The 19,522-nt window shown below is 66.5% G+C and carries 22 protein-coding genes; 6 read left to right on the forward strand and 16 right to left on the reverse strand.

What is annotated here, in order from left to right; genetic code table 11:
* The first annotated feature begins 160 nt into the window (after positions 1-160).
* The gene (locus AC5RT3_RS02430; protein WP_494123407.1) at positions 161-409 is read left to right on the forward strand and encodes a hypothetical protein; all 249 of its coding nucleotides are present in this window, start codon (positions 161-163) and stop codon (positions 407-409) included.
* A 5-nt stretch (positions 410-414) separates the two neighbouring features.
* On the opposite strand, the gene AC5RT3_RS02435 is transcribed toward AC5RT3_RS02430, so the two are convergent.
* The 3 genes from AC5RT3_RS02435 to AC5RT3_RS02445 form a co-directional block, all read right to left on the reverse strand.
* On the reverse strand, positions 415-1,125 hold the full coding sequence (locus AC5RT3_RS02435) for an HAD family hydrolase (protein ID WP_494123408.1): 711 nt from the start codon (positions 1,123-1,125) through the stop codon (positions 415-417).
* On the reverse strand, positions 1,125-1,415 hold the full coding sequence (locus AC5RT3_RS02440; protein WP_494009479.1) for a hypothetical protein: 291 nt from the start codon (positions 1,413-1,415) through the stop codon (positions 1,125-1,127). The genes AC5RT3_RS02435 and AC5RT3_RS02440 overlap by 1 nt, the downstream gene beginning before the upstream one ends.
* A 70-nt stretch (positions 1,416-1,485) precedes the next feature.
* The gene (locus AC5RT3_RS02445) at positions 1,486-3,339 is read right to left on the reverse strand and encodes a glycoside hydrolase family 15 protein (RefSeq protein ID WP_494123409.1); all 1,854 of its coding nucleotides are present in this window, start codon (positions 3,337-3,339) and stop codon (positions 1,486-1,488) included.
* Positions 3,340-3,410: 71 nt separating this feature from the next.
* Here AC5RT3_RS02445 and AC5RT3_RS02450 point away from each other — a divergent pair, with 71 nt between their 5' ends.
* Both AC5RT3_RS02450 and AC5RT3_RS02455 read left to right on the forward strand, forming a co-directional pair.
* Entirely contained in the window at positions 3,411-4,142 is a 732-nt protein-coding gene (locus AC5RT3_RS02450) for a DUF72 domain-containing protein (protein ID WP_494123410.1), read from the forward strand.
* Positions 4,143-4,222: 80 nt separating this feature from the next.
* Positions 4,223-5,329: an App1 family protein phosphatidate phosphatase gene (locus tag AC5RT3_RS02455; protein ID WP_494123411.1), complete on the forward strand. Its 1,107-nt coding sequence runs from the start codon at positions 4,223-4,225 to the stop codon at positions 5,327-5,329.
* Positions 5,330-5,342: 13 nt separating this feature from the next.
* Here AC5RT3_RS02455 and AC5RT3_RS02460 read toward each other — a convergent pair whose 3' ends face one another.
* From AC5RT3_RS02460 to AC5RT3_RS02475, 4 genes are all read right to left on the reverse strand, one after another.
* A complete protein-coding gene (locus AC5RT3_RS02460) occupies positions 5,343-6,890 on the reverse strand; it encodes a glycoside hydrolase family 1 protein (RefSeq protein ID WP_494123556.1) in 1,548 nt (515 codons plus the stop codon).
* Between the two features lie 116 nt (positions 6,891-7,006).
* Entirely contained in the window at positions 7,007-7,384 is a 378-nt protein-coding gene (locus AC5RT3_RS02465; protein WP_494102660.1) for a hypothetical protein, read from the reverse strand.
* An 81-nt stretch (positions 7,385-7,465) separates the two neighbouring features.
* The gene (locus tag AC5RT3_RS02470) at positions 7,466-7,789 is read right to left on the reverse strand and encodes a J domain-containing protein (RefSeq protein WP_494009485.1); all 324 of its coding nucleotides are present in this window, start codon (positions 7,787-7,789) and stop codon (positions 7,466-7,468) included.
* Between the two features lie 112 nt (positions 7,790-7,901).
* The gene (locus tag AC5RT3_RS02475) at positions 7,902-8,327 is read right to left on the reverse strand and encodes an Hsp20/alpha crystallin family protein (protein ID WP_494009902.1); all 426 of its coding nucleotides are present in this window, start codon (positions 8,325-8,327) and stop codon (positions 7,902-7,904) included.
* Positions 8,328-8,465: 138 nt separating this feature from the next.
* Here AC5RT3_RS02475 and AC5RT3_RS02480 point away from each other — a divergent pair, with 138 nt between their 5' ends.
* Positions 8,466-8,783 (forward strand): MerR family transcriptional regulator, encoded by a 318-nt coding sequence (locus tag AC5RT3_RS02480; protein ID WP_009358512.1) that lies wholly within the window; start codon positions 8,466-8,468, stop codon positions 8,781-8,783.
* 10 nt (positions 8,784-8,793) lie between these two features.
* On the opposite strand, the gene AC5RT3_RS02485 is transcribed toward AC5RT3_RS02480, so the two are convergent.
* From AC5RT3_RS02485 to AC5RT3_RS02500, 4 genes are all read right to left on the reverse strand, one after another.
* On the reverse strand, positions 8,794-9,615 hold the full coding sequence (locus AC5RT3_RS02485) for a phosphatase PAP2 family protein (RefSeq protein ID WP_494051753.1): 822 nt from the start codon (positions 9,613-9,615) through the stop codon (positions 8,794-8,796).
* Positions 9,616-9,688: 73 nt separating this feature from the next.
* A complete protein-coding gene (locus AC5RT3_RS02490) occupies positions 9,689-11,512 on the reverse strand; it encodes a S8 family serine peptidase (protein WP_494123412.1) in 1,824 nt (607 codons plus the stop codon).
* 191 nt (positions 11,513-11,703) lie between these two features.
* Positions 11,704-12,552 carry an NAD-dependent epimerase/dehydratase family protein gene (locus AC5RT3_RS02495; protein WP_494051755.1) on the reverse strand — a complete coding sequence of 283 codons (849 nt, stop codon included), beginning with the start codon at positions 12,550-12,552 and terminating at the stop codon, positions 11,704-11,706.
* Between the two features lie 34 nt (positions 12,553-12,586).
* Complete coding sequence (locus AC5RT3_RS02500; protein ID WP_494051756.1) at positions 12,587-13,174, reverse strand: adenylate kinase; 588 nt, start codon at positions 13,172-13,174, stop codon at positions 12,587-12,589.
* Positions 13,175-13,466: 292 nt separating this feature from the next.
* Here AC5RT3_RS02500 and AC5RT3_RS02505 point away from each other — a divergent pair, with 292 nt between their 5' ends.
* Together AC5RT3_RS02505 and AC5RT3_RS02510 are read left to right on the forward strand one after the other, a co-directional pair.
* A complete protein-coding gene (locus tag AC5RT3_RS02505) occupies positions 13,467-14,210 on the forward strand; it encodes a GAF and ANTAR domain-containing protein (RefSeq protein WP_494123413.1) in 744 nt (247 codons plus the stop codon).
* A 91-nt stretch (positions 14,211-14,301) separates the two neighbouring features.
* Entirely contained in the window at positions 14,302-14,664 is a 363-nt protein-coding gene (locus AC5RT3_RS02510) for a response regulator transcription factor (protein ID WP_494051758.1), read from the forward strand.
* A 99-nt stretch (positions 14,665-14,763) separates the two neighbouring features.
* Here AC5RT3_RS02510 and AC5RT3_RS02515 read toward each other — a convergent pair whose 3' ends face one another.
* From AC5RT3_RS02515 to AC5RT3_RS02535, 5 genes are all read right to left on the reverse strand, one after another.
* The gene (locus tag AC5RT3_RS02515) at positions 14,764-15,600 is read right to left on the reverse strand and encodes an alpha/beta fold hydrolase (protein WP_494123414.1); all 837 of its coding nucleotides are present in this window, start codon (positions 15,598-15,600) and stop codon (positions 14,764-14,766) included.
* 102 nt (positions 15,601-15,702) lie between these two features.
* Positions 15,703-15,900 carry a hypothetical protein gene (locus tag AC5RT3_RS02520; RefSeq protein ID WP_494009493.1) on the reverse strand — a complete coding sequence of 66 codons (198 nt, stop codon included), beginning with the start codon at positions 15,898-15,900 and terminating at the stop codon, positions 15,703-15,705.
* Between the two features lie 60 nt (positions 15,901-15,960).
* Positions 15,961-17,151, reverse strand: a complete 1,191-nt coding sequence (locus AC5RT3_RS02525; protein WP_494051760.1) for a fatty acid desaturase family protein — start codon at positions 17,149-17,151, stop codon at positions 15,961-15,963.
* A 13-nt stretch (positions 17,152-17,164) separates the two neighbouring features.
* A complete protein-coding gene (locus tag AC5RT3_RS02530) occupies positions 17,165-18,262 on the reverse strand; it encodes a ferredoxin reductase (RefSeq protein ID WP_494051761.1) in 1,098 nt (365 codons plus the stop codon).
* Positions 18,263-18,486: 224 nt separating this feature from the next.
* Complete coding sequence (locus AC5RT3_RS02535) at positions 18,487-19,521, reverse strand: LLM class flavin-dependent oxidoreductase (protein WP_494123415.1); 1,035 nt, start codon at positions 19,519-19,521, stop codon at positions 18,487-18,489.
* Between the last annotated feature and the right edge of the window lies 1 nt (position 19,522).

Here is a 19,522-nt window from a genome sequence, read left to right on the forward strand (position 1 = left end):
TCTCTTCTGGTGTTCCCGTGGAACGGAACGCCCGTCCTTCGACGCTATCGACTTGTGTGAGAAAAAGTAAGCAGGCTGATCAAATACTTGTCGTCCCGGCCGGGGGCTTCTAGCGTAGGAAGGGCCAGCCCTACGCCCGTGCGAGTGAAAGAGGAACACCATGTCGCTGTACCAGCCGGAACCGGTCGAGATCTCTACCCGCATACGGCCGGGCGAGTGGACGGAGGAGAGCCTCGAGGCGCTGGTGAAGACCTACCGCACCAGAATCCTGGAGATGGGCGCCAGCGCGGCAGATATCGTCACGGACATTGACCGTAACGACGACGGTTCCGTGCGGGTTGCGGTGTCCTGGGCAAAGCCCGCCAATGCCGGGGACGAGGATACGGTCACGGGCGGGCAGACGGTCTGAGTAACCTAGGAATCCTGCCGCAGCAGCTGGCCGATGGCGCTTGACCCGAGATTCTCCAGAAGGTCCCGCGGGCCCTCGTAAATCTCAACAGCGCCGGCCTCGCGCAACTCTGCAGCATTGATACCGCCGCAGGTGACTCCCACCGAGGGTATGCCGAGGGCTGCGGCGGCCTTCATGTCCCATACAGCGTCGCCCACGAACACTGCGTTCCGGGCCTCCACGCCGAGCTTTTCCAGGGCGGCAACCAGGATGTCAGGGGACGGCTTGCTGTTCTCGGCGTCGTTGGCGCTGGTGGCACCGTCGATGAAGGGGTCGGCGCCCAGGATGCCCTTCATGACCTGCAGGTCCTTCTTCCGCGCCGAAGAGGCGAGCGCAACAGCAAGCCCGTCGTCGTGGCAGCGGGCCAGCAGGTCCCTGGCGCCGTCGAAGGCCCGCAGCGCCGGCCAGTGGGAGGCATACAGCGCGCCGTGGCTGGCCATGACGTCCTTGTCCGCCTCCCGGTCCCGGTCCGGGGGCAGGAGGTTATCCACCAGGCGGTCCCCGCCCATGCCCACGAAGTGGTGGATGGAAGCCATGGGTATGTCGTAGCCCTGCTGGCGGAAGGCTCCCCACCAGGAAATGGTGTGGATGTAGGACGAGTCGATCAGCGTCCCGTCGACGTCAAAGAGAACCCCCCGGCGCTGCCCGCCAGGGGGTGACATCCGCGGCTGGACCATCAGCCCACCGCTGCCCGTTTGGCCTCCGGCACCCTCTTGTGCCGGGCGGCCGCCTCTTTCGCGGTATTAACCGGTCGCACACGCTCCCGGATGATGGTGCCCGCGCCGTCGTGGCTCTTGTCCCTGATCAGGCCGGTGCCTGCTATTTCGCGGGCCATCGCCACACCGGCCACTGCCGCCCTCTTGGTGGGAAAGGTCACCGAGATGGCCATCAGGTTTCCGGTTCCATCCATCATCCGGACCCTGTAGCCGCCATCGGGCGCGTCCACGAGCTCAAAATACCCGGCCATAAAAATCACTCCTCCGTCAGTCACGGCACTGTGCTTTTTGGAGCACTCCATGAGGTGTTAGTAAGTATACTTATCTATTCTGCGAAGGAGAAGCTGTACCCCTGTCGGCGCCGCCTCTGCGCCGTTCCGCCGATTCCGGCGGAATGGGGGTATCACTCCGGCGAACCGTATCCTGATGCAGCTCCAAAGCGCTAGTCACAAGGGCGAAGTGGCTGAAAGCCTGCGGAGTATTACCCAGCTGGCGGCCGGCCTTGACCGCCCACTCCTCGCTCAGCAGCCCCACATCGTTCCGCAGTTCCAGCAGGCGTTCGAAAAGCTGCCTTGATTCCTCGTGCCGGCCCGCCCCCAGGAGCGCCTCCACCAGCCAGAAGGAGCAAGCCAGGAACACGCCCTCGTCGCCCGGGAGCCCGTCGTCGCTCTCGGCCGGACGGTAGCGCAGGACAAAGCCGCCCTCGGTGAGCTCGCGCTGGATGGCCTCGATGGTTCCGATGACCCGCGGATCGTCCGGCGGCAGGAACCCCACCCGCGGGATCAACAGGAGGCTGGCGTCCAGCTCCGGCCTGCCGTAGGACTGGACGAACGTGTTGCGGGCGGCGTCGAACCCGTTGGCCATGACGTCGCGGTGGATGGTGTCCCGCAGCGTTTCCCAGCGCTCCACGGGGCCCGGCAGCCCGGATTCGCGGACACCTTTCACCATCCGGTCCGCGGCCACCCAGGCCATCACCTTGGAATGCGTGAAGTGCCGGCGCGGACCCCGCATTTCCCACAGCCCGTTGTCCGGCTGGTCCCAGATGGTCTCCAGGTGCTCCATCAGGGCGCACTGCAGGTCCCAGGCCTCGTCCGTGTGCTTGAGCAGCGAGTTGCGGGTCAGCGCCAGGCAGTCCAACACCTCACCCCAGACATCCAGCTGCAGCTGTTCCGCGGCACCATTCCCGATCCGGACCGGTGAAGAGTTTTCGTAGCCTTTCAGCCAGGAGAGCTCCATTTCGGGCAGCCGCCGTTCGCCGTGAATCCCGTACATGATCTGCAGGTCCGCGGGGTCGCCGGCAACGGCGCGCAGCAGCCAGTCCCGCCAGGCGGCTGCATCGGCGCTGTATCCGGCCGCAAGGAGCGCCTGGAGCGTCATTGTGGCGTCCCGCAGCCAGCAGTACCGGTAGTCCCAGTTGCGCGGTCCGCCCAGCTGCTCCGGCAGGGACGTGGTCACAGCTGCCACAATTCCACCGGTCGGCGCGTAGGTCAGCGCCTTCAGGGTAACCAGGGAGCGCAGCACGGCCTCCTGGTATTCGCCTTTGACGGTGCACTGCGAAGCCCAGCCACGCCAGAAGGCATAGGTGGTGGCCAGGACCTTCTCCGCGTCCACGGTGTGGGGCCGGCCCACATGGCTGGGCGCCCAGGTCAGCACGAACGGGATGCGCTCCCCCGCGCTGATGGTGAACTCGCTGATGGTGTGCATGTTCTCGCTTTGGAGGGGCGCGGGGGTGACGAAGTAGACGGCATCCGGGCCCGCGATGGCATGCAGCCCGTACTTGTCCCGGCGGACCCAGGGAATGATGTGGCCGTAGTCGAACCGCATGACCAGTTCGCCGCGCATCTTCACGCTGCCGCTGACGCCTTCGACGATGCGGACGATGTCCGCCACCGCGTCACGGGGCGGCATGAAGTCGGTGACCCGCACCGTCCCCTCGGGGGTCTCCCACTCCGTTTCGAGGATCAGGGTGCCGTCGCGGTAGCCCCGCCGCGTGCAGGGCCCCCCGTCCTTGGGCGCCAAAAGCCAGCGGCCGGCGTCGGGCGTGTCCAGCAGCGCGCTGAAGCAGGCGGGGGAATCGAAGCGGGGCAGGCACAGCCAGTCGATGGAGCCCTCGTTGCTCACCAGGGCACCGGTCTGCAGGTCCCCCACCACCGCGTAATCCTCTATTCGCGCCATGACCTTACCCTGCCACAGTGGCGCCCTTCCGGGGGCCCGTTGAAAGGCACAATTCGGTGTAGCCTGCAGGGGTGGCAGTCCATATCGGCACGTCAGGGTGGAGCTACGACCACTGGGAGAACGTCCTGTACCCGCCCCGGCTCCCGGTGAAGGACAGGCTCCAGCACTATGTCGCGCGCTTCAACACCGTCGAGCTCAACGCCAGCTTCTACCGCTGGCCCAGGGACACCACCTTCGCCGGCTGGAACCGGCGCCTGCCCCCGGGTTTCAGCATGTCGGTCAAGGCTCCCCGCGGCCTTACCCATGCCCGGAAGCTCTACTCCCCCGAGGTGTGGCTGGAGCGGATCGAACGCTGCTGGCATGAACTGGGCGACAAACGGGCGGTCCTGCTGGTCCAGTTGCCGCCGCAAATGGAACGCGACGATGCCCGGCTGGACTACTTCCTGGCGGCGGTTCCGCCCTGGATCCGGGTCTCCGTGGAATTCCGCCACCCCACCTGGGACAGCCCGGAGGTGTTCGCGCTGCTGGAACGGCACCAGGCCGCCTACTGCATCATGAGCGGCGCCAACCTGCCCTGCCTCCTGCGCACCACGGCCCCGTTCGCCTACGTCCGGCTGCACGGGCCGGACCACCAGCACCTCTACGCAGGCTCCTACTCCGACGCGGACCTGCACTGGTGGGCGGACCAGATCCGCGGATGGGCGGCTGACGGCCTCGATGTCTACGCCTATTTCAATAACGACGGCGGCGGCAACGCAGTGCGGAACGCGGAGACCCTGCGCGGCATCCTTGGCACGGGTTGACGCCGCAGGGCAGCGCCACGGAGCGGCGTTACGTTACCACGGCCTCCTCGCCGGCCGGCGCCCTGTGGCAGAGTGGAGCCATGGACACCGCTCCGCAGGACTCGCACCGGAACCCCGCCAACCCTTCCAGCCAGGACATGGACAATCGGCTTGGACTATCAGGCAACCAGGTTTTCCGCCTGGCCCACCGAATCTCCGACGCCTTCAACGGGGTCCGGATCAAGCTGGCCAGGCGCTGGAAGTTCGTACCCCAGACCATCGCCTACCAGGGTTACGGGTCCACCACCCTGGTCCGGGTGCTGGGCAGGGTCCTGATGACGCAAAAGCCGCTCCCGGGCAGCAAGGCCGAAACCGCTGCAAAGAACGGTAACCAGAATATCCGCGGCTGGCGGGCGTTCACCGGTGTGCCGCTGCAGTTCATCGACGTCGAAATCACCATTGGCGATGTTGTCACCCACGTGCGTGCGGACCGCGGCGGGATCATTGACACCGAGGTCAGCGTCCAGCTGTCTCCCGGCTGGCACACCGCCGTGCTGCGGGCCGAAGGGACCGAGCCCGCCGAGGCCCTTATCCAGGTGATCGCCCCCGAGGTGAAATTCGGCATCGTTTCGGACATTGACGACACCGTCATGGTGACGGCCCTGCCCCGCCCGTTCCTGGCCCTATGGAACACCTTCGTGCTCAGCGAGCGGGCCCGTATGGCTACCCCCGGCATGGCAGTCCTGCTGGACCGGCTGACCATTGAACACCCCGACGCGCCGGTGGTGTACCTGTCCACCGGCCCATGGAACGCTGCTCCCACGCTGGCACGGTTCCTCAACCGCAACATGTACCCTAAGGGGGCCCTGCTGCTGACGGACTGGGGCCTGACCCAGGATCGCTGGTTCCGCAGCGGGCAGGAGCACAAGCGCCGCAACCTGGAACGGCTGAGCAAGGAGTTTCCGGACATGCAGTGGCTCCTGATCGGAGACAACGGCCAGCATGACGAAGCCATCTATTCCGGCTTTGCCAGCGATAACCCGGACAAGGTGGCGGCCATTGCCATCCGCCAGCTCTCCGTCAGCGAGTCCGTGTTTGCCGGCGGCCACTCGGAGGACGGCGACCACACCGCCTCCAAGGTCCCGTGGATCTACTCCCCGGACGGCGCCGGAATGGCCAAGCAGCTGGCCATGCTGGGAATGCTCTGAAACCGGCGCAGGCCTAGGCGCTGGCACCCAGCGGGGACAGGCCGTCGTCGGGCGCTTCCGCTTCAAACTCCTCCGGCACCAAGGCCTGCGCTATGGCAGCACCTGCCGCCACGGCCAGGTCGCGTTCCTCGATCAGCTCCTGGAGCCAGAAGTACGAGGCCTTCGGCGTCCGGTCCAGCGTCTCGAAGTCCACGTGCAGGAGCCCGAACGGCTGGTTGTAGCCAGCGGACCACTCGAAGTTGTCCAGCAGTGACCAGACGTAGTAGCCGCGCAGGTCCACGGACTCCGCCTCGCCGCCCGGGGAGGTTGCCCGCAGCGCCGTTTCCAGGTGGTCCGAGAGGTATTTCAGCCGGCGCTCATCCGGGATGAACCGGGTGTTGGTGGACTTGTCCCGGACAATGATGTCCTCGAAGCTGGCACCGCCTTCGGTAAGGATCACCGGCGGCAGGTTGGGGTACCGCTCGGCCATCTCCTTCAGGGCCACCGCCATGTACTCCGGCTTCACCGGCCAGCCGTAGGACGTGATGTCCGCCTCCGGCCAGGTCTCCACGTGGAAGGGGGTGCCGCCGCTGCCGGCCGCGCTGAGGTCGCTGCCCATGGCTTCGGCCATGCTCGCGGGCACCGCGCCACCGCCCGGGCCCACCGCCACCTTGGTGGGCATGTAGTAGTTGAGGCCGTAGAAATCCAGCGGCTGGGAAATGACTGCCATGTCCTCCTCCGGGTGGTCGAAGGAGGAAAAGAACTTTGCGGCCCGGATCAGGTCTGGATACTTGCCGGTGAGCACGGGGTCCGCGTAGAGCCGGTTCTGGGCCAGGTCCATCAGCCCGGCACTGATGCGGTCCAGCGGGTTGATCGAGTTGGGGACCATGGGTGAGTAGACATTGGTCATGCCGATCTCGCCCGCAACCTTGGCGGCCCGCAGAGCCTGCATGGCCAAACCGTGCCCCAGCAGCTGGTGGTGGACAGTGGGAAAGGCGCCCAGGAGCAACTCCTTGCCTGGTGAGTGCAGGCCCAGCGAGTAGCCGTTGGTGCTGACGGTGGCGGGTTCGTTGATGGTGACCCAGCGGGCTACCCGGTCACCGAAGGCATCGGCCAGGATCCCGGCGTACTCCCCCAGCCGGTAGGCGGTGTCCCGGTTCAGCCAGCCGTCCGCCTCGTCCAGCGCCAGCGGGGTGTCCCAGTGGTAGATAGTGGCCATGGGCGAAATGCCATTGGCCAGCAACTCGTCGAGGAGCTTGTCGTAGAAAGCCAGGCCCGCTTTGTTGGCTGGCCCGCTCCCTGTGGGCTGGATGCGCGGCCACGCGAACGAAAACCGGTACGAATCCACGCCCAGCTGCTTCATCAGGGCAACGTCCTGGGGCATCCGGTGGTAGTGGTCGCAGGCAACCACCGGGCTGTGGTCCTCCACGATGGCGCCGGGCTTGGCGGCAAACACGTCCCAGCCGGCGGGTCCGCGGCCGTCCTCGTCCAGTGCCCCTTCGATCTGGAACGCAGCGGTGGCAACACCCAGCGTGAACCCCGGAGGGATGAGTGCTGCGAGTTCCTTGGCGGTGATGTGCATGGGGCGGGCCTTCGTCACGGTCGAATAAGTACGTCTCAGGATGGCATACAGTAAGCCTGCTGACGAGCAGGCCTGCCCCCGGCGCGAAACGTTGCCGCAGCCGCCGCAGCCAGCAACTACTGGGATCCGAAGATGAACTCCTTGGCGTGCGCCACGGCCTTGCGGAAAGCGTCATTGCGGAGCGTCACCAGATGTTCCGGTTCGCCGTCCGCGGGTTCCAGGTAGCCGGTATAGCCGGGCCGGAGGACCCAGATGTCCCCGCCAGGCGGCAGGTAGAACACGCCAAACGACCTTTGCTGCTTCTCCTCGGCCGTCCACACCGGCACCACGGCCAGCGCCGCACCCGTGGCCGGATTGATCCATTGCGCCCGGGGCAGGGGTTCCTCATGCGCTTCCGGGTCGAGGAAAGGTGCCGTCCCAACACCCCACCGCTGCTCGAAGCGCTCATGGAATGCCGGAATCAGGTGTGAATCGTAGCGCCGCCAATCGCTCATGCAGGTCTCCGCCTCCTCGCGGTTTTCGTTGCTGCCGTTTTTCCGTTGGTGACACCCGGAACGCTGCCTGCACGCCGTTTGCTAGGACCAGGGCCCGCTCTCCCAGCGGACGGGGGTAACCCTGAATGCAGGTTCGGAGGCGCCGCCGCGGGCGGGCACTTTCCGCACGGGAATCACCCGCGGACCGGAGGCCGCCTGCTGTTTGTCGTAGGCGGCGCGCCGCTGCGGATTGCGCAGGACACTGAACGCCTGCATGATCCGCAGCAGTTCGCCTTCCGGGTCACTGGCGCCCTCCATGTCGGGATGGTGGCTGCGCATCAGGGCCCGGTAGGCCCTGGATATTTCTTGCTGGCTGGCGTCCGGGCGGACGTGCAGGGTGGCGTAGTAATCGGGAGTGTCAGTCATCTTGGCCCTCCGCACCGGCGGCGCCTGGGCACGAAAGGCCCGGGTGCCGCCGTTCGGACATGGACTTCACCGCCAGGGCGGCGCCGTGCGCGTGCCTGGCGGTATTCGGGAGCTAGGTTGAGATCTGCTGCCTCTGGCCCTGCTGCGTGTCGATCTCGATCTTGCGCGGCTTTGCCTGCTCGGCGACGGGAATGCGCAGGGTCAGGACACCTTGGTCGTAGCTTGCCTTGATGTTGTCCGTGTTCAGCGTGTCGCCGAGGATCAGCTGGCGGCTGAAGACACCGCGGGGACGCTCCGCAGCCACCAGCTCAACGTTCGGCTGCGTGGGGTCCTGGCGCTCGGCCCGGACGGTGAGGACGTTGCGTTCGACATTGAGGTCCAGCGAGTCAACCTTGACACCCGGGAGGTCAAATGCCACAACGAATTCACCGTCTTCCTGCCAGGCGTCCATGGGCATGGCAGCCGGGCGGGCGGCGGTTCCAAAGACCTGCTGCGTGAGCCGGTCCAGCTCGCGGAACGGGTCCGTACGCATCAACATCATTTTTCCCACTCCTTCAGCTTGTAAGTGTTGGATCGGTTCTGTATCCCCCGCCGATCTATGGTGGTGGATATAGATTTTTTATAGCACCCGTGGGAAACTGAGGCAATACCGCCGCACGACGATTTTGGAGGCCCCATGGCAGACGGAGCAGGACGGGCGCCGCGCCCAGCCAGCGGGCGTGCGCTCTACGCCATTTCGGTTGCGGCCAAGCTGGCGGGGACGGGCCAGCAGAACATCCGGTTGTACGAGACCAAGGGATTGCTGACCCCGTCCCGGACCGCGGGTGGCACCCGCCAGTACAGCGACGACGACATCGCCGTGCTGCTGCGCATTGGCGAACTCCTGGAACAGGGCCTGAACCTTGCAGGCGTGGCCAAGGTGCTGGAACTGGAGGCTGCCAACGTGAAACTCCACCGCGCCCTGAAGCGGGCCCGGTCCCGGCCGCCCGCCTGAATAGGCGGGGCTACTCGCCCTGCGTCTCCGCCTTGGACAGCTCCCCGGTGATCCGCTCCCCCGGGATCCGCGCAGTCCGCCAGGTGTCCACGGCAATCACTCCGCCCAGGATGATGAGCGAGAGGGAGACCGAGGCGAGTGCATCGCTGAGCCAGTGGTACCCCAGGTACAGCCGGCTCAGCGCCGCCAGGACAATGCCGAAGCCCGCCCCAATAAAGCCCCATACCGCAGCGCGGGTGTTTTTCCGCCGGGAGAAGATCAGGAAGGCACCCACCAGCAGGAAGTCGCATGCCCCCAGGACGTGGCCGGAGGGGAACGAAAAAGTGTGGTCGATGCCAAAGAGCATCTGGTCCACGGGTGGCCGCGAGCGTCGGACGACCTGGAGGATGATCTGCGAGACGATGACGCCCGTCAGCATCGCGGAGGCCAGCAGGATGGGCCGCCAGGCATGCTTGGCGGCGAAGCCCCACGCGAGAACGACTACCAGGATGATGATGGGAAGGGCGATGGGCCCGAACACCACGGCCAGGAAGATCATGATGACCGTCAGGGTGTTGGACCTCAGGCCGAGCAGCCAGTCGCGGACCGGGCCATCTGCCGCGGAGAGCCCGTCCGCCTGCAGCACGCTGATGAGGGTGGCCACGAAGAGCGCCACGCCGGCAGTCACGAGGATGACAGCCGCCCGGTAGAGGCCCCGCCGGTCGGCAGGATCCAGGTAGCGTTCCTCCACCACGAACTTGTCGTGGAAGGCCCGCCACTTGCCGGCGTGCTTCCCAGTTCTTCCGGAAGCTGTTCCGTAGCCTGCTGGTTCCTGCTGTGCCACTGTGCCCATCCCTGCGCCGTGAAGATTGCCTTGGGTGAAGATTATCCCCGCAGGGCGGGATAATCCCCTAACCCTTCCCGGCCTAGAACGAGCCGGTGGTGAACTGCCAGGTGCGGGTGGCCAGCTGGTTTCCGGCCAGGTCGCGGACGGCCGTCCCGCCGCCGGTGACCGTCACTGTGTACTTGGTTTTGGCGGCCAGTGCCTGCTGTGGGTCCAGGATCCACTGGTTGGTGGTGCCGTTCCGGAAAACGGTGGCCGATACCACGGCCCCCGTGGCGGAGTTCTTCACGGTGAAGGTGGTGCCGTTGACGCCCTGGACCGCCTCACTGAAGCTCACGCTGATGTTGTTGCCGCGGCGCACCAGTGAAGCATTGCTGCCCGGGGTGGTGCCGGTAACCACCGGGGCCGGTCCGGTCAGGAAGCTCCAGCTGGCGGAGGCCAGCGGGGTTCCGGCTGCATCCCTGATGGCGGCGGAGCCACCCACCAGCGAAGCCGTGTACACGGTGTCGGCGGCGAGGCTGGCAGAGGGGTCCAGGGTGGCGGTCCGGGTGGTGGCGTTGTAGGTAACGGTGGCGGGAATGCTGCTGCCAGCCGCGTTCTTGAGCACGAAGGTGGCCGCTGAGACGCCCTGTACTGCAGTGCTGAAGGTGGCCGTCACGTTGCTGCCGGTCCCCACCGAGGTGGCGTTCGCACCGGGAGCAATGGCCGTGACTGTGGGTGCAGGAGCGGGCGCGGGAGCAGGAGCTGGCGCGGGCGCGGCAGCCACGGTGCCGGCGTACAGCAGCCGGTTCGGGGTTCCGCCGGTGGCGCCGGTGATGACGCCGGCGGTCGCGTTGGACACGAGTGAACCGGCTACCTGGGCCGGGGTGAGGGCCGGGTTCTGCGAGAGCAGCACGGCGGCAGCGCCGGCAGCGTGGGGCGCGGCCATGGATGTACCGGACATGGAGGCCGTTGCCGTGGCGGAGGTGTAGTACGTGGACGTTATGCCCACGCCTGGGGCGTACAGGTCCACGCAGGAGCCGTAGTTGGAGAAGGACGCCTGCCGGTCTGCCGAATCGCTGGCAGCCACGGTGACGGCCGCGGACACCCGTGCGGGTGAACTGCCGCACGCGTCCACGGCGGAGTTGCCGGCGGCAACCACTGCGGAGACGCCGTCGTTCATCACTGCCTGGATGGCCGTGTCCACCGCCGTGCTGGCGGGGCCGCCGAGGCTGAGGTTGGCCACCGCCGGCACGCCTGCCGGGTGGTGGGCCGCGATCCAGTCCAGTCCGGCCACCACGTCCGAGTTGTAGCCGGAGCCCTTGCAGTCGAGCACCCGGACGGGCACCACGGTTGCCGCCTTTGCCACGCCATAGGTGGATCCCGCCACGGTTCCGGCGACGTGGGTGCCGTGGCCGTTGCAGTCGCCGGAGCCCAGGCCGTCAGTCACCGCGCTCCAGCCTGCGGCCACACGGCCGCCGAAATCGGCGTGGGAGGCCAGGACGCCGGTGTCCACCACGTAGGCGGTCACACCGGTCCCGGCAGCGGTCCACGAGTAGGATCCGGACAGCGGCAGGCCGCGCTGGTCCACCCGGTCAAGGCCCCAGGGCGAAGGCTGCTGGGTGCCGGAGATGCTGACGGGGGCGTCCGCCTCCACCGACAGGACGCGGCCGGACCGGGCCAGCGCCTCGGCCTGGGCGGGGTTGGCCGTGATCACCGCGCCCCGGAGCGCGTTTTTGAAGGTATGGCCGACGGCGAGCCCTTGCCCGCGCAGGTTTGCCGCCTCGGCTTCCACATTGGCATTCGCCGCGAACTGGACGATGTAGCGGCCCGCGGTGCCCGCGTCCTCTTTGGGTACCGCTGCGGCGGGGACGGACGTGGCAGTCAGGGCGACGGCTGAGACCAGTGCTGCGGCTGCGGACAGCACAAAAGATGGGGTGCGAATTTTGGGGTCCTTGGTGTGATGGCGTTGGGGGTGCGGGGCCGGGGAACCACCGCTGTCACCACCAGAATAGGAGCCCGGATAGGCCCGCAGGCTGGTCTTCGCAGGATCCTGCGGGAACCCTTGGGCATTCCTGCGCGCGCCGGGTTTTCCGCCGCCGGACCATGCCCGCGGGGCTACGGCCGGTGGTCCCGCCAGCTGTGAACAGGTTCGAATCCCAGAAGCCGCCTGGCCTTGTCAATGGACAGCATGGTTTCGTGCTCGCCCAGTTCCTTGGTCACCTTCACTGCCGGGAAAACCTCGGCGGCGAGGCTGGCACTCGACCGGTCCATGACCGTGTCCGCATTCGCGATGATGAACGCTTCGAACCCGGGCCTGCCGTTCTCCAGCGCCCGCGCCACGGCCTGGGCACCATCCCGGCCGTCGATGTAGCCCCAGAGGTTCCACTTCCGCAGCATTGCATCGGCATCGAACGAGGGAAAGCTGGCGTAGTCCTCCACGTCCATGACGTTGGAGAAGCGCAAGCCTACGATGCTCAGTTCCGGGTCCCAGCGCGTCAGCTCCACCGCCATCTGCTCTTCAAGGTGCTTGACCAGGGAGTAGGTGCTTTCCGGCCGGGCAGGGTATTCCTCGTCCACAGGGATGTAAGGCGGATCGACGTCGAACGGCAGTCCCAGCACCGTCTCGCTGGAGGCGTAGACCACTTTCTTGATGCCCGCGCGCCGGGCCGCCTGGAAGACGTTGTAGGTGGAGAGCATGTTGTTTTCGAACGTCGCCGCGTCCGGAAGGATGCCCGGCGCGGGGATGGCGCCCAGGTGCACCACGGCGTCGAACCCGGTGTGCCTGTCGTCCACCCCGAGCAGCGCATCCACCACCTGGCCGTAGTTGCGCAGGTCCACCACCAGCAGTCTGGGGCTCCGGGTTCCTTCCCGGTCCAGGTTGAGGACCTGGTGTCCGTCGTCGGTGAGCCGGCGGACCACGTGCCGGCCGAGTTTTCCGCTTCCGCCGGTGACGGCAATTCTCATCAGGATGTCCTTCGGTTGGTTGGATGGGCCCGAATCAGGCCCGGGGTGTGGCAAGGAACTTTTCGACGGCGGCGATCGCCAGTGTGGTGATGTCCGCCGGGTCGCCGCTTCCGTCCACGGAGACCAGGATCCCCCTGCCCGCATAGACGGAGACCACCTCGTGGGTCTCGCGGTGGTAGAGGTCCAGCCGGCGGCGGAACACGTCCACGGTGTCATCGGTGCGCCCCTGTTCATCGGCGCGCACGCGCATCCGCTGCTCGAGTTCGGCGTCCGGTGCCCGCAGCTCGATGACGGCGTCCAGGGCCAGTCCCTGGGAGCCGAGCAGGTTGTCCAGTTCCACCACCTGGGGGGCCGTGCGCGGATACCCGTCCAGCAGGAAGCCGGACCGGACGTCGCTGTCCAGCAGCCGGTCTTTTACCAAGGCGTTGGTGAGGTGGTCCGGAACGAAGTCGCCGCCGTCGAGGTACCTGGCCGCCTGGGCACCCAGGTCCGTCCCCCGGCTCACGTTGCTGCGGAAGATGTCCCCGGTGGAGACCGCCGGGACACCGAAGTGCCGGGCCAGGTGTTCGGCCTGGGTCCCCTTGCCCGAGCCGGGCGGACCGATGATGAGTAGCCTGGGCATGTTCGTGTCCCTTCCGGGGAAGCTGGCGCGGGCCTCCCGGCCCGCCGCCGGGGCGCCGGCACCTGCTTCATTCTGCCGGGAACACCGGCAGTGCGCCAGAGTGGCGTGTTCCGGCGCGGGTGAATGTGACGCCCGGGCGGACGCCGGGATGTATATACTCGGAATATCGGTTTAGCAGCAGGCCGTTGGACAGTTCATCTATCCAGCGACCTCCACCGGTTCCCGTCTTCGCGGCAGGGCCGGTGTGTGTTGCCGGGTTGTTTTGACCTGAGCGAATGGCACCAGAAAAACCGTGGCCGGCGAGTCAACAGCAAAAACCGATACATCCATCACAGAGCACCTGCACGAGCTGGTCCTGAACAGCTCGGACGTCGAGGATTTCCTCAACGAACTGGCGCAGGTGTCTGCCCGCAATCTTTCCGAGCCCGGCGACGAAATGCTGTGCGCCATCACCCTGCTCCGGCAGCGCAAGGCCGCCACGGTGGCCAGCAGCAGCCCGGAGGCCAAGGCCCTTGGCCTCCTTGAGCACCAGTTCGCAGAAGCTCCCAACCTCACTGCTTCCATCACCCGGGAGACCGTGCACGTTCCGGATCTCGAGGCGGACGGTCGGTGGCCCGAGTATTCCGCCGCCATGGCCGCAGAGGGGGTCCGCTCCGTGGTGGCGCTGCCGTTCCACCTGGAAGGCGAGACGAAGGCTGCCCTGCTGCTGTATTCGCGCAGGCCGAACCGCTTTGACAGCCGGGTCCTCGAATTCGCTGAGGATTTCGTCAGCCAGACGTCGCTCGCGCTCCGCCTGGCCGTGCGTTTTGCCCACTACAGCGAGACGGCAGCCAACCTGCGCGCCACGCTGGAATCCCGCACCGTGATCGACATGGCCGTGGGCATCATCATGGCCCAGAACCGCTGCAGCCAGCTTGACGCCTTTGAGATCCTCAAGACGGCGTCCAGCACCCGCAACTCGAAGCTGCATGACGTGGCGGCCGCCGTCGTCAACGCTTTGGGCCAGGGCCCGGCGCGCACACATTACGACGGCTAATTAATACATCCGCAAAGCACCGCGGCGCAGGTAGAATAAGGCAAACTTTCGCCGGGGGGCTTTGATGGAAAATAAAAGGGTCTGCCTTGTCGTGGAAGACGACAAAGACATCTCTGGACTGATCACCGTGGTGCTTTCGCGCGCCGGATTCGAGGTGCTTTCGGTCCCGACCGGTGCCGAGGCCATAGCCGCGGCCGAAGATCCGGCTATTGCCCTTGTCACCCTGGACCTTGGCCTGCCGGACATGGACGGCCATATTGTGGCACGCGCCATCCGGGAGGTCAGCAAGGCCCCCCTGCTGTTCCTGACGGCCCGGTCTGAAAATGATGACGTGCTGGCAGGGATGGCTTCCGGTGCCGCGGCGTACCTCACCAAACCGTTCCGGCCTACGGAGCTCCGGGACCTGGCTCTGCAGCTGTCCCCCGCTCCCGTTTCACAGGCCCCTCGCATATAGGGCGAATTCTTCGGCGACTTACTGCCGGGCAGGCCGACGCTCGCGCACTGTCGACGACGGCGGCCTCCCGCCGTCGTCGAAAGTTGCTTGCTCGGGGCGCTACTTGGCGAGGAAGCGGAGCAGTGCTTCATTCACCTCGGCGCCGTGGGTCCAGAGCAGGCCGTGCGGGGCGCCCTCGATCTCCACGTACTCGGCGCCGGGCAGTGCCTTCGCGAAGAGGCGGCCGGTGGAGTCGATGGGGAGGATGTTGTCCGCGGTGCCGTGCAGGATGAGAGCCGGAACGTCGATCTTGGGGATGTCCTGGCGGAAGTCCGTGATCCAGGTGGGCTGGGCCTCAACGGATGCCGTTGCCCCTGAACTGGAGGCCAGGTTCCAGCTGGCGTTCACGGCCTCCTGGCTGAGCCTCGGGGTGCCCAGGAAGGTGTCCGTGTTGTAGAAGTTCTTGAAGAACTCGGTGAAGAAGGCGTAGCGGTCCGCTTTCACCGCTTCCATCAGGCCATCGAAGACTTCCTGCGGGACGCCGTCCGGGTTGTCGTCGGTCTTGAGCAGGAACGGCTCCAGGGAACCGAGGAAGGCAGCACGTGCCACGCGGGCGGATCCGTAGGTGCCCAGGTAGCGCGCCACCTCGCCGGTGCCCATGGAGAAGCCCACCAGCACCACGTCATTCAGGTTCAGCGCGGTCAGCAGCTCGTTGAGGTCGGCAGCGAACGTGTCGTAGTCGTAGCCTTCGGTGGGCTTGCTGGACTTGCCAAAGCCGCGGCGGTCATAGGTGATGACCCGGTAGCCGGCGTCCAGCAGGGCAGCTGTCTGCTTCTCCCACGACGAGCCGTCCAGGGGGTAGCCGTGGATCAGAACAACGGGCTGGCCTGAGCCGTGGTCCTCGTAGTAGAGCTCGATGTCAGTGCTGTTCTCGGTCCCAACGGTGATGAAAGCCATAACGGGCAGATTCCTTTCGAGGCTGGTCGGTGCGGGCAACGTTGTGCGGAGCCCGCGCACTCCCTACTCTAGGGCCGCGAATGGCGTTGGGTGCCGATCCTGCTACTGCGACGGCTGTGGCAGCTCGCAGGAGATCTGCGGGTTGACTCCCATGTAATTCAAGGGCCCGGCCACGATGGTGACGAGCACCGTTCCCGCCTCGGCACAGTTCCCCGGTGCCCCGCCGAAGTAGCCGCGCTGCCAGGCGGCCACCCCGCCGATGATCAACCAGATGACAAGAAGTGCTCCCAAGAACCGCATGATTCCTCCGTAGGCCGCGGCGGCTGTGGGATCAATTATGCGGCTGGGGCAGCCAAAACATCAGGCCTTGGCGGTTTTGCCCGGCAGTGCCAGCTTGAACACCTTGGCCCAGGAGGAGCCCACCTGCTTGATCAGCGGTCCGGTGGTGTACTTCAGCCCGTAGCGCTGGCAGATTTCGCGGACGCGGGGAGCCACCTCTGCATACCGGCTGGAGGGCAGGTCCGGGAACAGGTGGTGCTCGATCTGGTGCGACAGGTTGCCGGTCATGATGTGCATGAACTTCGATCCCGAGATGTTGGCCGAGCCGATCATCTGGCGGACGTACCAGTCGCCGCGGGTTTCGCCTTCCACCATTTCCTCAGTGAAGGTGTCGGTACCTTCGGGGAAGTGGCCGCAGAAGATCACCGCATGAGCCCAGACGTTGCGGATCGCGTTGGCCGCGATGGTGCCGTAGAGGGCCTGCTTCCCGGAACCGGTCAGCATTGCCACGGCAGGGGTGGCGGCGTAATCCTTCGTGAACTGCGTGACCACCTTCTTGCCCAAAGCCTTGAGGTCCTTGAGCAGGGCTTCCTTGGACTTGGTGCCTTCCTTGTACTCGGTCAGCTCGAGGTCGTAGATGGCGATGCCCCACTCGAAAACCGGTGCCAGGATGGCGTTGAACAGCGGGTTGGCCAGGTTGATGGGCTTCCACGGCTGGGCATCGTCCATGCGCAGGAGGTTGTATCCGACGTCGTTGTCCTTGCCCACCACGTTGGTCCAGCGGTGGTGCAGGTCGTTGTGGGTGTGCTGCCAGGAGCGCGAGGGGGTGACGAAGTCCCATTCCCAGGTGGTGGAGTGGATGTCCGGATCCCGCATCCAGTCCCACTGGCCGTGGAGGATGTTGTGGCCCAGCTCCATGTTCTCCAGGATCTTGGCCAGGCTGAGCAGGGTGGTGCCGGTAACCCAGGCGGCCTTGTTCTTGCTGACCAGCAGCGCGGCGCGGCCGGAGATTTCGAGTCCGCGCTGGATCTTGATCATCCGGCGGATGTAGGCCGCGTCTTCGGCGCCGCGCTTGGCCAGGATCTCGTCGCGGATGGCGTCGAGTTCACGGCCCAGCTCGGCTACCTGCTCGTCGGTCAGGTGCGCCGCTGCAGGCGGCCGGACGGTGGGGCTGCCGGACTCAGCCAGCTTTCCGGGGCGCGTCCTGGACCCGCCGGCGGCGCTGCCCTTGGTGGACGAGGGAGTGGCTTTGCTGGGTGAAATTACAGACATACCGTGATGCTCCTCAGAGTTCGAGGTTGACGGGTCCGGCGGCTGCCGAGACACACGTTTGGATCAGTTGGCCGGGTTCGCCGTGGACTTCGCCGGTGCGGAGGTCGCGGACCTGGCCGGCCCGGAGCGGGGTGAGGCAGCTGTGGCAGATGCCCATCCGGCAGCCGCTGGGCATCAGGATTCCGGCGTCCTCGCCCACGTCCAGGAGGGGGGTGTCGCCGTCGGCTTCCACTTCCCGGTCGGACGTTTCGAAGGTGACCAAGCCGCCGTCATGTCCTACACCGACATTGAACGTGGTGTTGAACCGTTCGATCATCAGGTTGCCTGCACTGCCGGCCACGGCTATCTCGGAGCCGGGCGCCGCGGTGGTGAGCGCTGCACGCTTCCAGAGCGCTTCGGCGTCATCCAGGAAGCTGTCCGGCCCGCAGGCGTAGGCCGCGCGTTCCCTCCAGTCCGGGCAGAGCTCGTCCAGCTGGTCTGTGCTGGTCAGGTCCATGCGCCCCTGCTCACCGGTGAACCAGTGGGCCAGCCTGAAGTTGGGGAACTGGTCGGCAAGCTCGGCAAGTTCCTCGCGGAACAGGCTGTCGCCGGGGGTCTTGGCGGAATGGACCAGCACGACGTCGGCATCCGGGCGCCGCGGAACAAGCGTGCGGATCATGGACATCACTGGAGTGATGCCGCTGCCCGCGGTGACCATCAGCAGGGGCCGCGGGTGCTCCGGGAGCACGAAGTCGCCCTGCGGCGGTGCCAGGAAGAGGACATCGCCGGGACGCGTGGTGCGCACCAGCGTTCCGGACACGGCGCCCACGTCCGTGACGGTGATGGCAGGGTCCTTGCCGGCGGGAGCGCTGAGGGAGTAGGAGCGCCAGTGCCGGACGCCGTTGAGTTCGACGCCGATGCGCGCCCACTGCCCCGCGAGGTGGGAGTGCCAGCCGCGGCCGGGCCGGAAGAAGATGGTGGCCGACTGCGCGGTTTCCTGCACCACGCGCGTAACCACCCCGCGCAGCTGCCGGGCGGAGTACACCGGGTTGAACAGGGCAAGGATGTCCTCGGGCGCCAGGGGCGTGGTGAGTACTGAGGCCGCCTGGGCCAGCTGTCTTAGCCGGATCATGCGATTAAGCCTAGAGCGGCGCGAGCCATATTTCTCTCTCTCCGTCATATGACCGTTCCGCAGTCACGCTGTAAAAGGGGCGCTAAGCCCCCAAGCCGCACTCTAAGAGTAACGGTTGGCGTGCGCAGACGGTTCCCGCGTTTATCGTAAGCATGCTTAGTATATACCCTGGAGCGGCTATGGCGGGCGGACATTACGTGCCACCCGGGAGAGATTACGGCCGGTCAGGAGCGGGAGGGGCTCCATCCCAGCGCCGGGGCGATGTGCCTGGCCACGTTTTTCAAAAGTTTGGCATTGAACTCCACGCCCAGCTGGTTGGGGACCGTCAGCAGCAGGGTGTCCGCTGCCTGGACGGCGGTGTCTGCGGCCAGGTCTTCTGCCAGCTGGTCAGGTTCGCCCACATAGCTCTTGCCGAACCTTGCGGTGAGCCCGTCGATGATCCCCACCTGGTCCCGGCTGTCCCGCAGGGCGCTGCCCGCGAAGTAGCGGCTGTCCTCGGCATCCACGATGGGCAGCACGCTGCGGCTGACGGAGATCCGGGGCTCGTGCCGGTGGGCGGCCGCGGCCCACGCATCCCGGAACAGCCGGATCTGCTCGGCCTGCAGTTCGTGGAACGGAACGCCGGTGTCCTCGGTCAGCAGGGTGGAACTCATCAGGTTCATGCCCTGCTCGGCAGCCCAGACGGCGGTCTTGCGGCTCCCTGCTCCCCACCAGATGCGTTCGACGAGGCCGGGCGACTGGGGCTGGACCGGCAGCAGTCCGGTGGCACCGCCGGCGTACCGCGGATCAGCCTCTGCCACACCGGCGCCGCTGATCGCCTTCCGGAAAAGGGCCGTGTGCCGCCGGGCCATATCGGCGTCGGTTTCACCCGGTTGCGGCACGTAGCCGAAGGCTGATGCGCCCTGCCGGGCCGGCTCGGGTGATCCCCGGCTGATGCCCAGCTGGAGCCGGCCGCCGCTGATCAGGTCGGCGGCTGCTGCCTCTTCTGCCATGTAAAGGGGGTTTTCGTAGCGCATGTCGACCACCCCGGTGCCGATTTCAATCCGGCTGGTGCGGGCCGCGATGGCGGACAGCAGCGGGAACGGGGAGGCCTGCTGGCGGGCGAAGTGGTGGACGCGGAAGAACGCGCCGTCCACACCAAGCTCCTCCGCGGCCACGGCCAGTTCGATGCCCTGGAGCAGCGCCTCACCCGCCGTCCTGGTGCGGGAGCCCTGGCCGGGACCCCAGTGGCCGAATGACAAGAATCCAATGCGCTCCATA

It is taken from the genome of Arthrobacter sp. Y3221159 (assembly GCF_059089885.1).

Bases quoted from the DNA above. Each gene is read 5' to 3' on its own strand.
- AC5RT3_RS02430 (WP_494123407.1), top strand. From the start codon at position 161: ATGTCGCTGTACCAGCCGGAACCGGTCGAGATCTCTACCCGCATACGG.
- AC5RT3_RS02435 (WP_494123408.1), bottom strand. From the start codon at position 1,125: ATGGTCCAGCCGCGGATGTCACCCCCTGGCGGGCAGCGCCGGGGGGTT.
- AC5RT3_RS02440 (WP_494009479.1), bottom strand. From the start codon at position 1,415: ATGGCCGGGTATTTTGAGCTCGTGGACGCGCCCGATGGCGGCTACAGG.
- AC5RT3_RS02445 (WP_494123409.1), bottom strand. From the start codon at position 3,339: ATGGCGCGAATAGAGGATTACGCGGTGGTGGGGGACCTGCAGACCGGT.
- AC5RT3_RS02455 (WP_494123411.1), top strand. From the start codon at position 4,223: ATGGACACCGCTCCGCAGGACTCGCACCGGAACCCCGCCAACCCTTCC.
- AC5RT3_RS02460 (WP_494123556.1), bottom strand. From the start codon at position 6,890: ATGCACATCACCGCCAAGGAACTCGCAGCACTCATCCCTCCGGGGTTC.
- AC5RT3_RS02465 (WP_494102660.1), bottom strand. From the start codon at position 7,384: ATGAGCGATTGGCGGCGCTACGATTCACACCTGATTCCGGCATTCCAT.
- AC5RT3_RS02470 (WP_494009485.1), bottom strand. From the start codon at position 7,789: ATGACTGACACTCCCGATTACTACGCCACCCTGCACGTCCGCCCGGAC.
- AC5RT3_RS02475 (WP_494009902.1), bottom strand. From the start codon at position 8,327: ATGTTGATGCGTACGGACCCGTTCCGCGAGCTGGACCGGCTCACGCAG.
- AC5RT3_RS02480 (WP_009358512.1), top strand. From the start codon at position 8,466: ATGGCAGACGGAGCAGGACGGGCGCCGCGCCCAGCCAGCGGGCGTGCG.
- AC5RT3_RS02485 (WP_494051753.1), bottom strand. From the start codon at position 9,615: ATGGGCACAGTGGCACAGCAGGAACCAGCAGGCTACGGAACAGCTTCC.
- AC5RT3_RS02495 (WP_494051755.1), bottom strand. From the start codon at position 12,552: ATGAGAATTGCCGTCACCGGCGGAAGCGGAAAACTCGGCCGGCACGTG.
- AC5RT3_RS02500 (WP_494051756.1), bottom strand. From the start codon at position 13,174: ATGCCCAGGCTACTCATCATCGGTCCGCCCGGCTCGGGCAAGGGGACC.
- AC5RT3_RS02515 (WP_494123414.1), bottom strand. From the start codon at position 15,600: ATGGCTTTCATCACCGTTGGGACCGAGAACAGCACTGACATCGAGCTC.
- AC5RT3_RS02520 (WP_494009493.1), bottom strand. From the start codon at position 15,900: ATGCGGTTCTTGGGAGCACTTCTTGTCATCTGGTTGATCATCGGCGGG.
- AC5RT3_RS02525 (WP_494051760.1), bottom strand. From the start codon at position 17,151: ATGTCTGTAATTTCACCCAGCAAAGCCACTCCCTCGTCCACCAAGGGC.
- AC5RT3_RS02530 (WP_494051761.1), bottom strand. From the start codon at position 18,262: ATGATCCGGCTAAGACAGCTGGCCCAGGCGGCCTCAGTACTCACCACG.
- AC5RT3_RS02535 (WP_494123415.1), bottom strand. From the start codon at position 19,521: ATGGAGCGCATTGGATTCTTGTCATTCGGCCACTGGGGTCCCGGCCAG.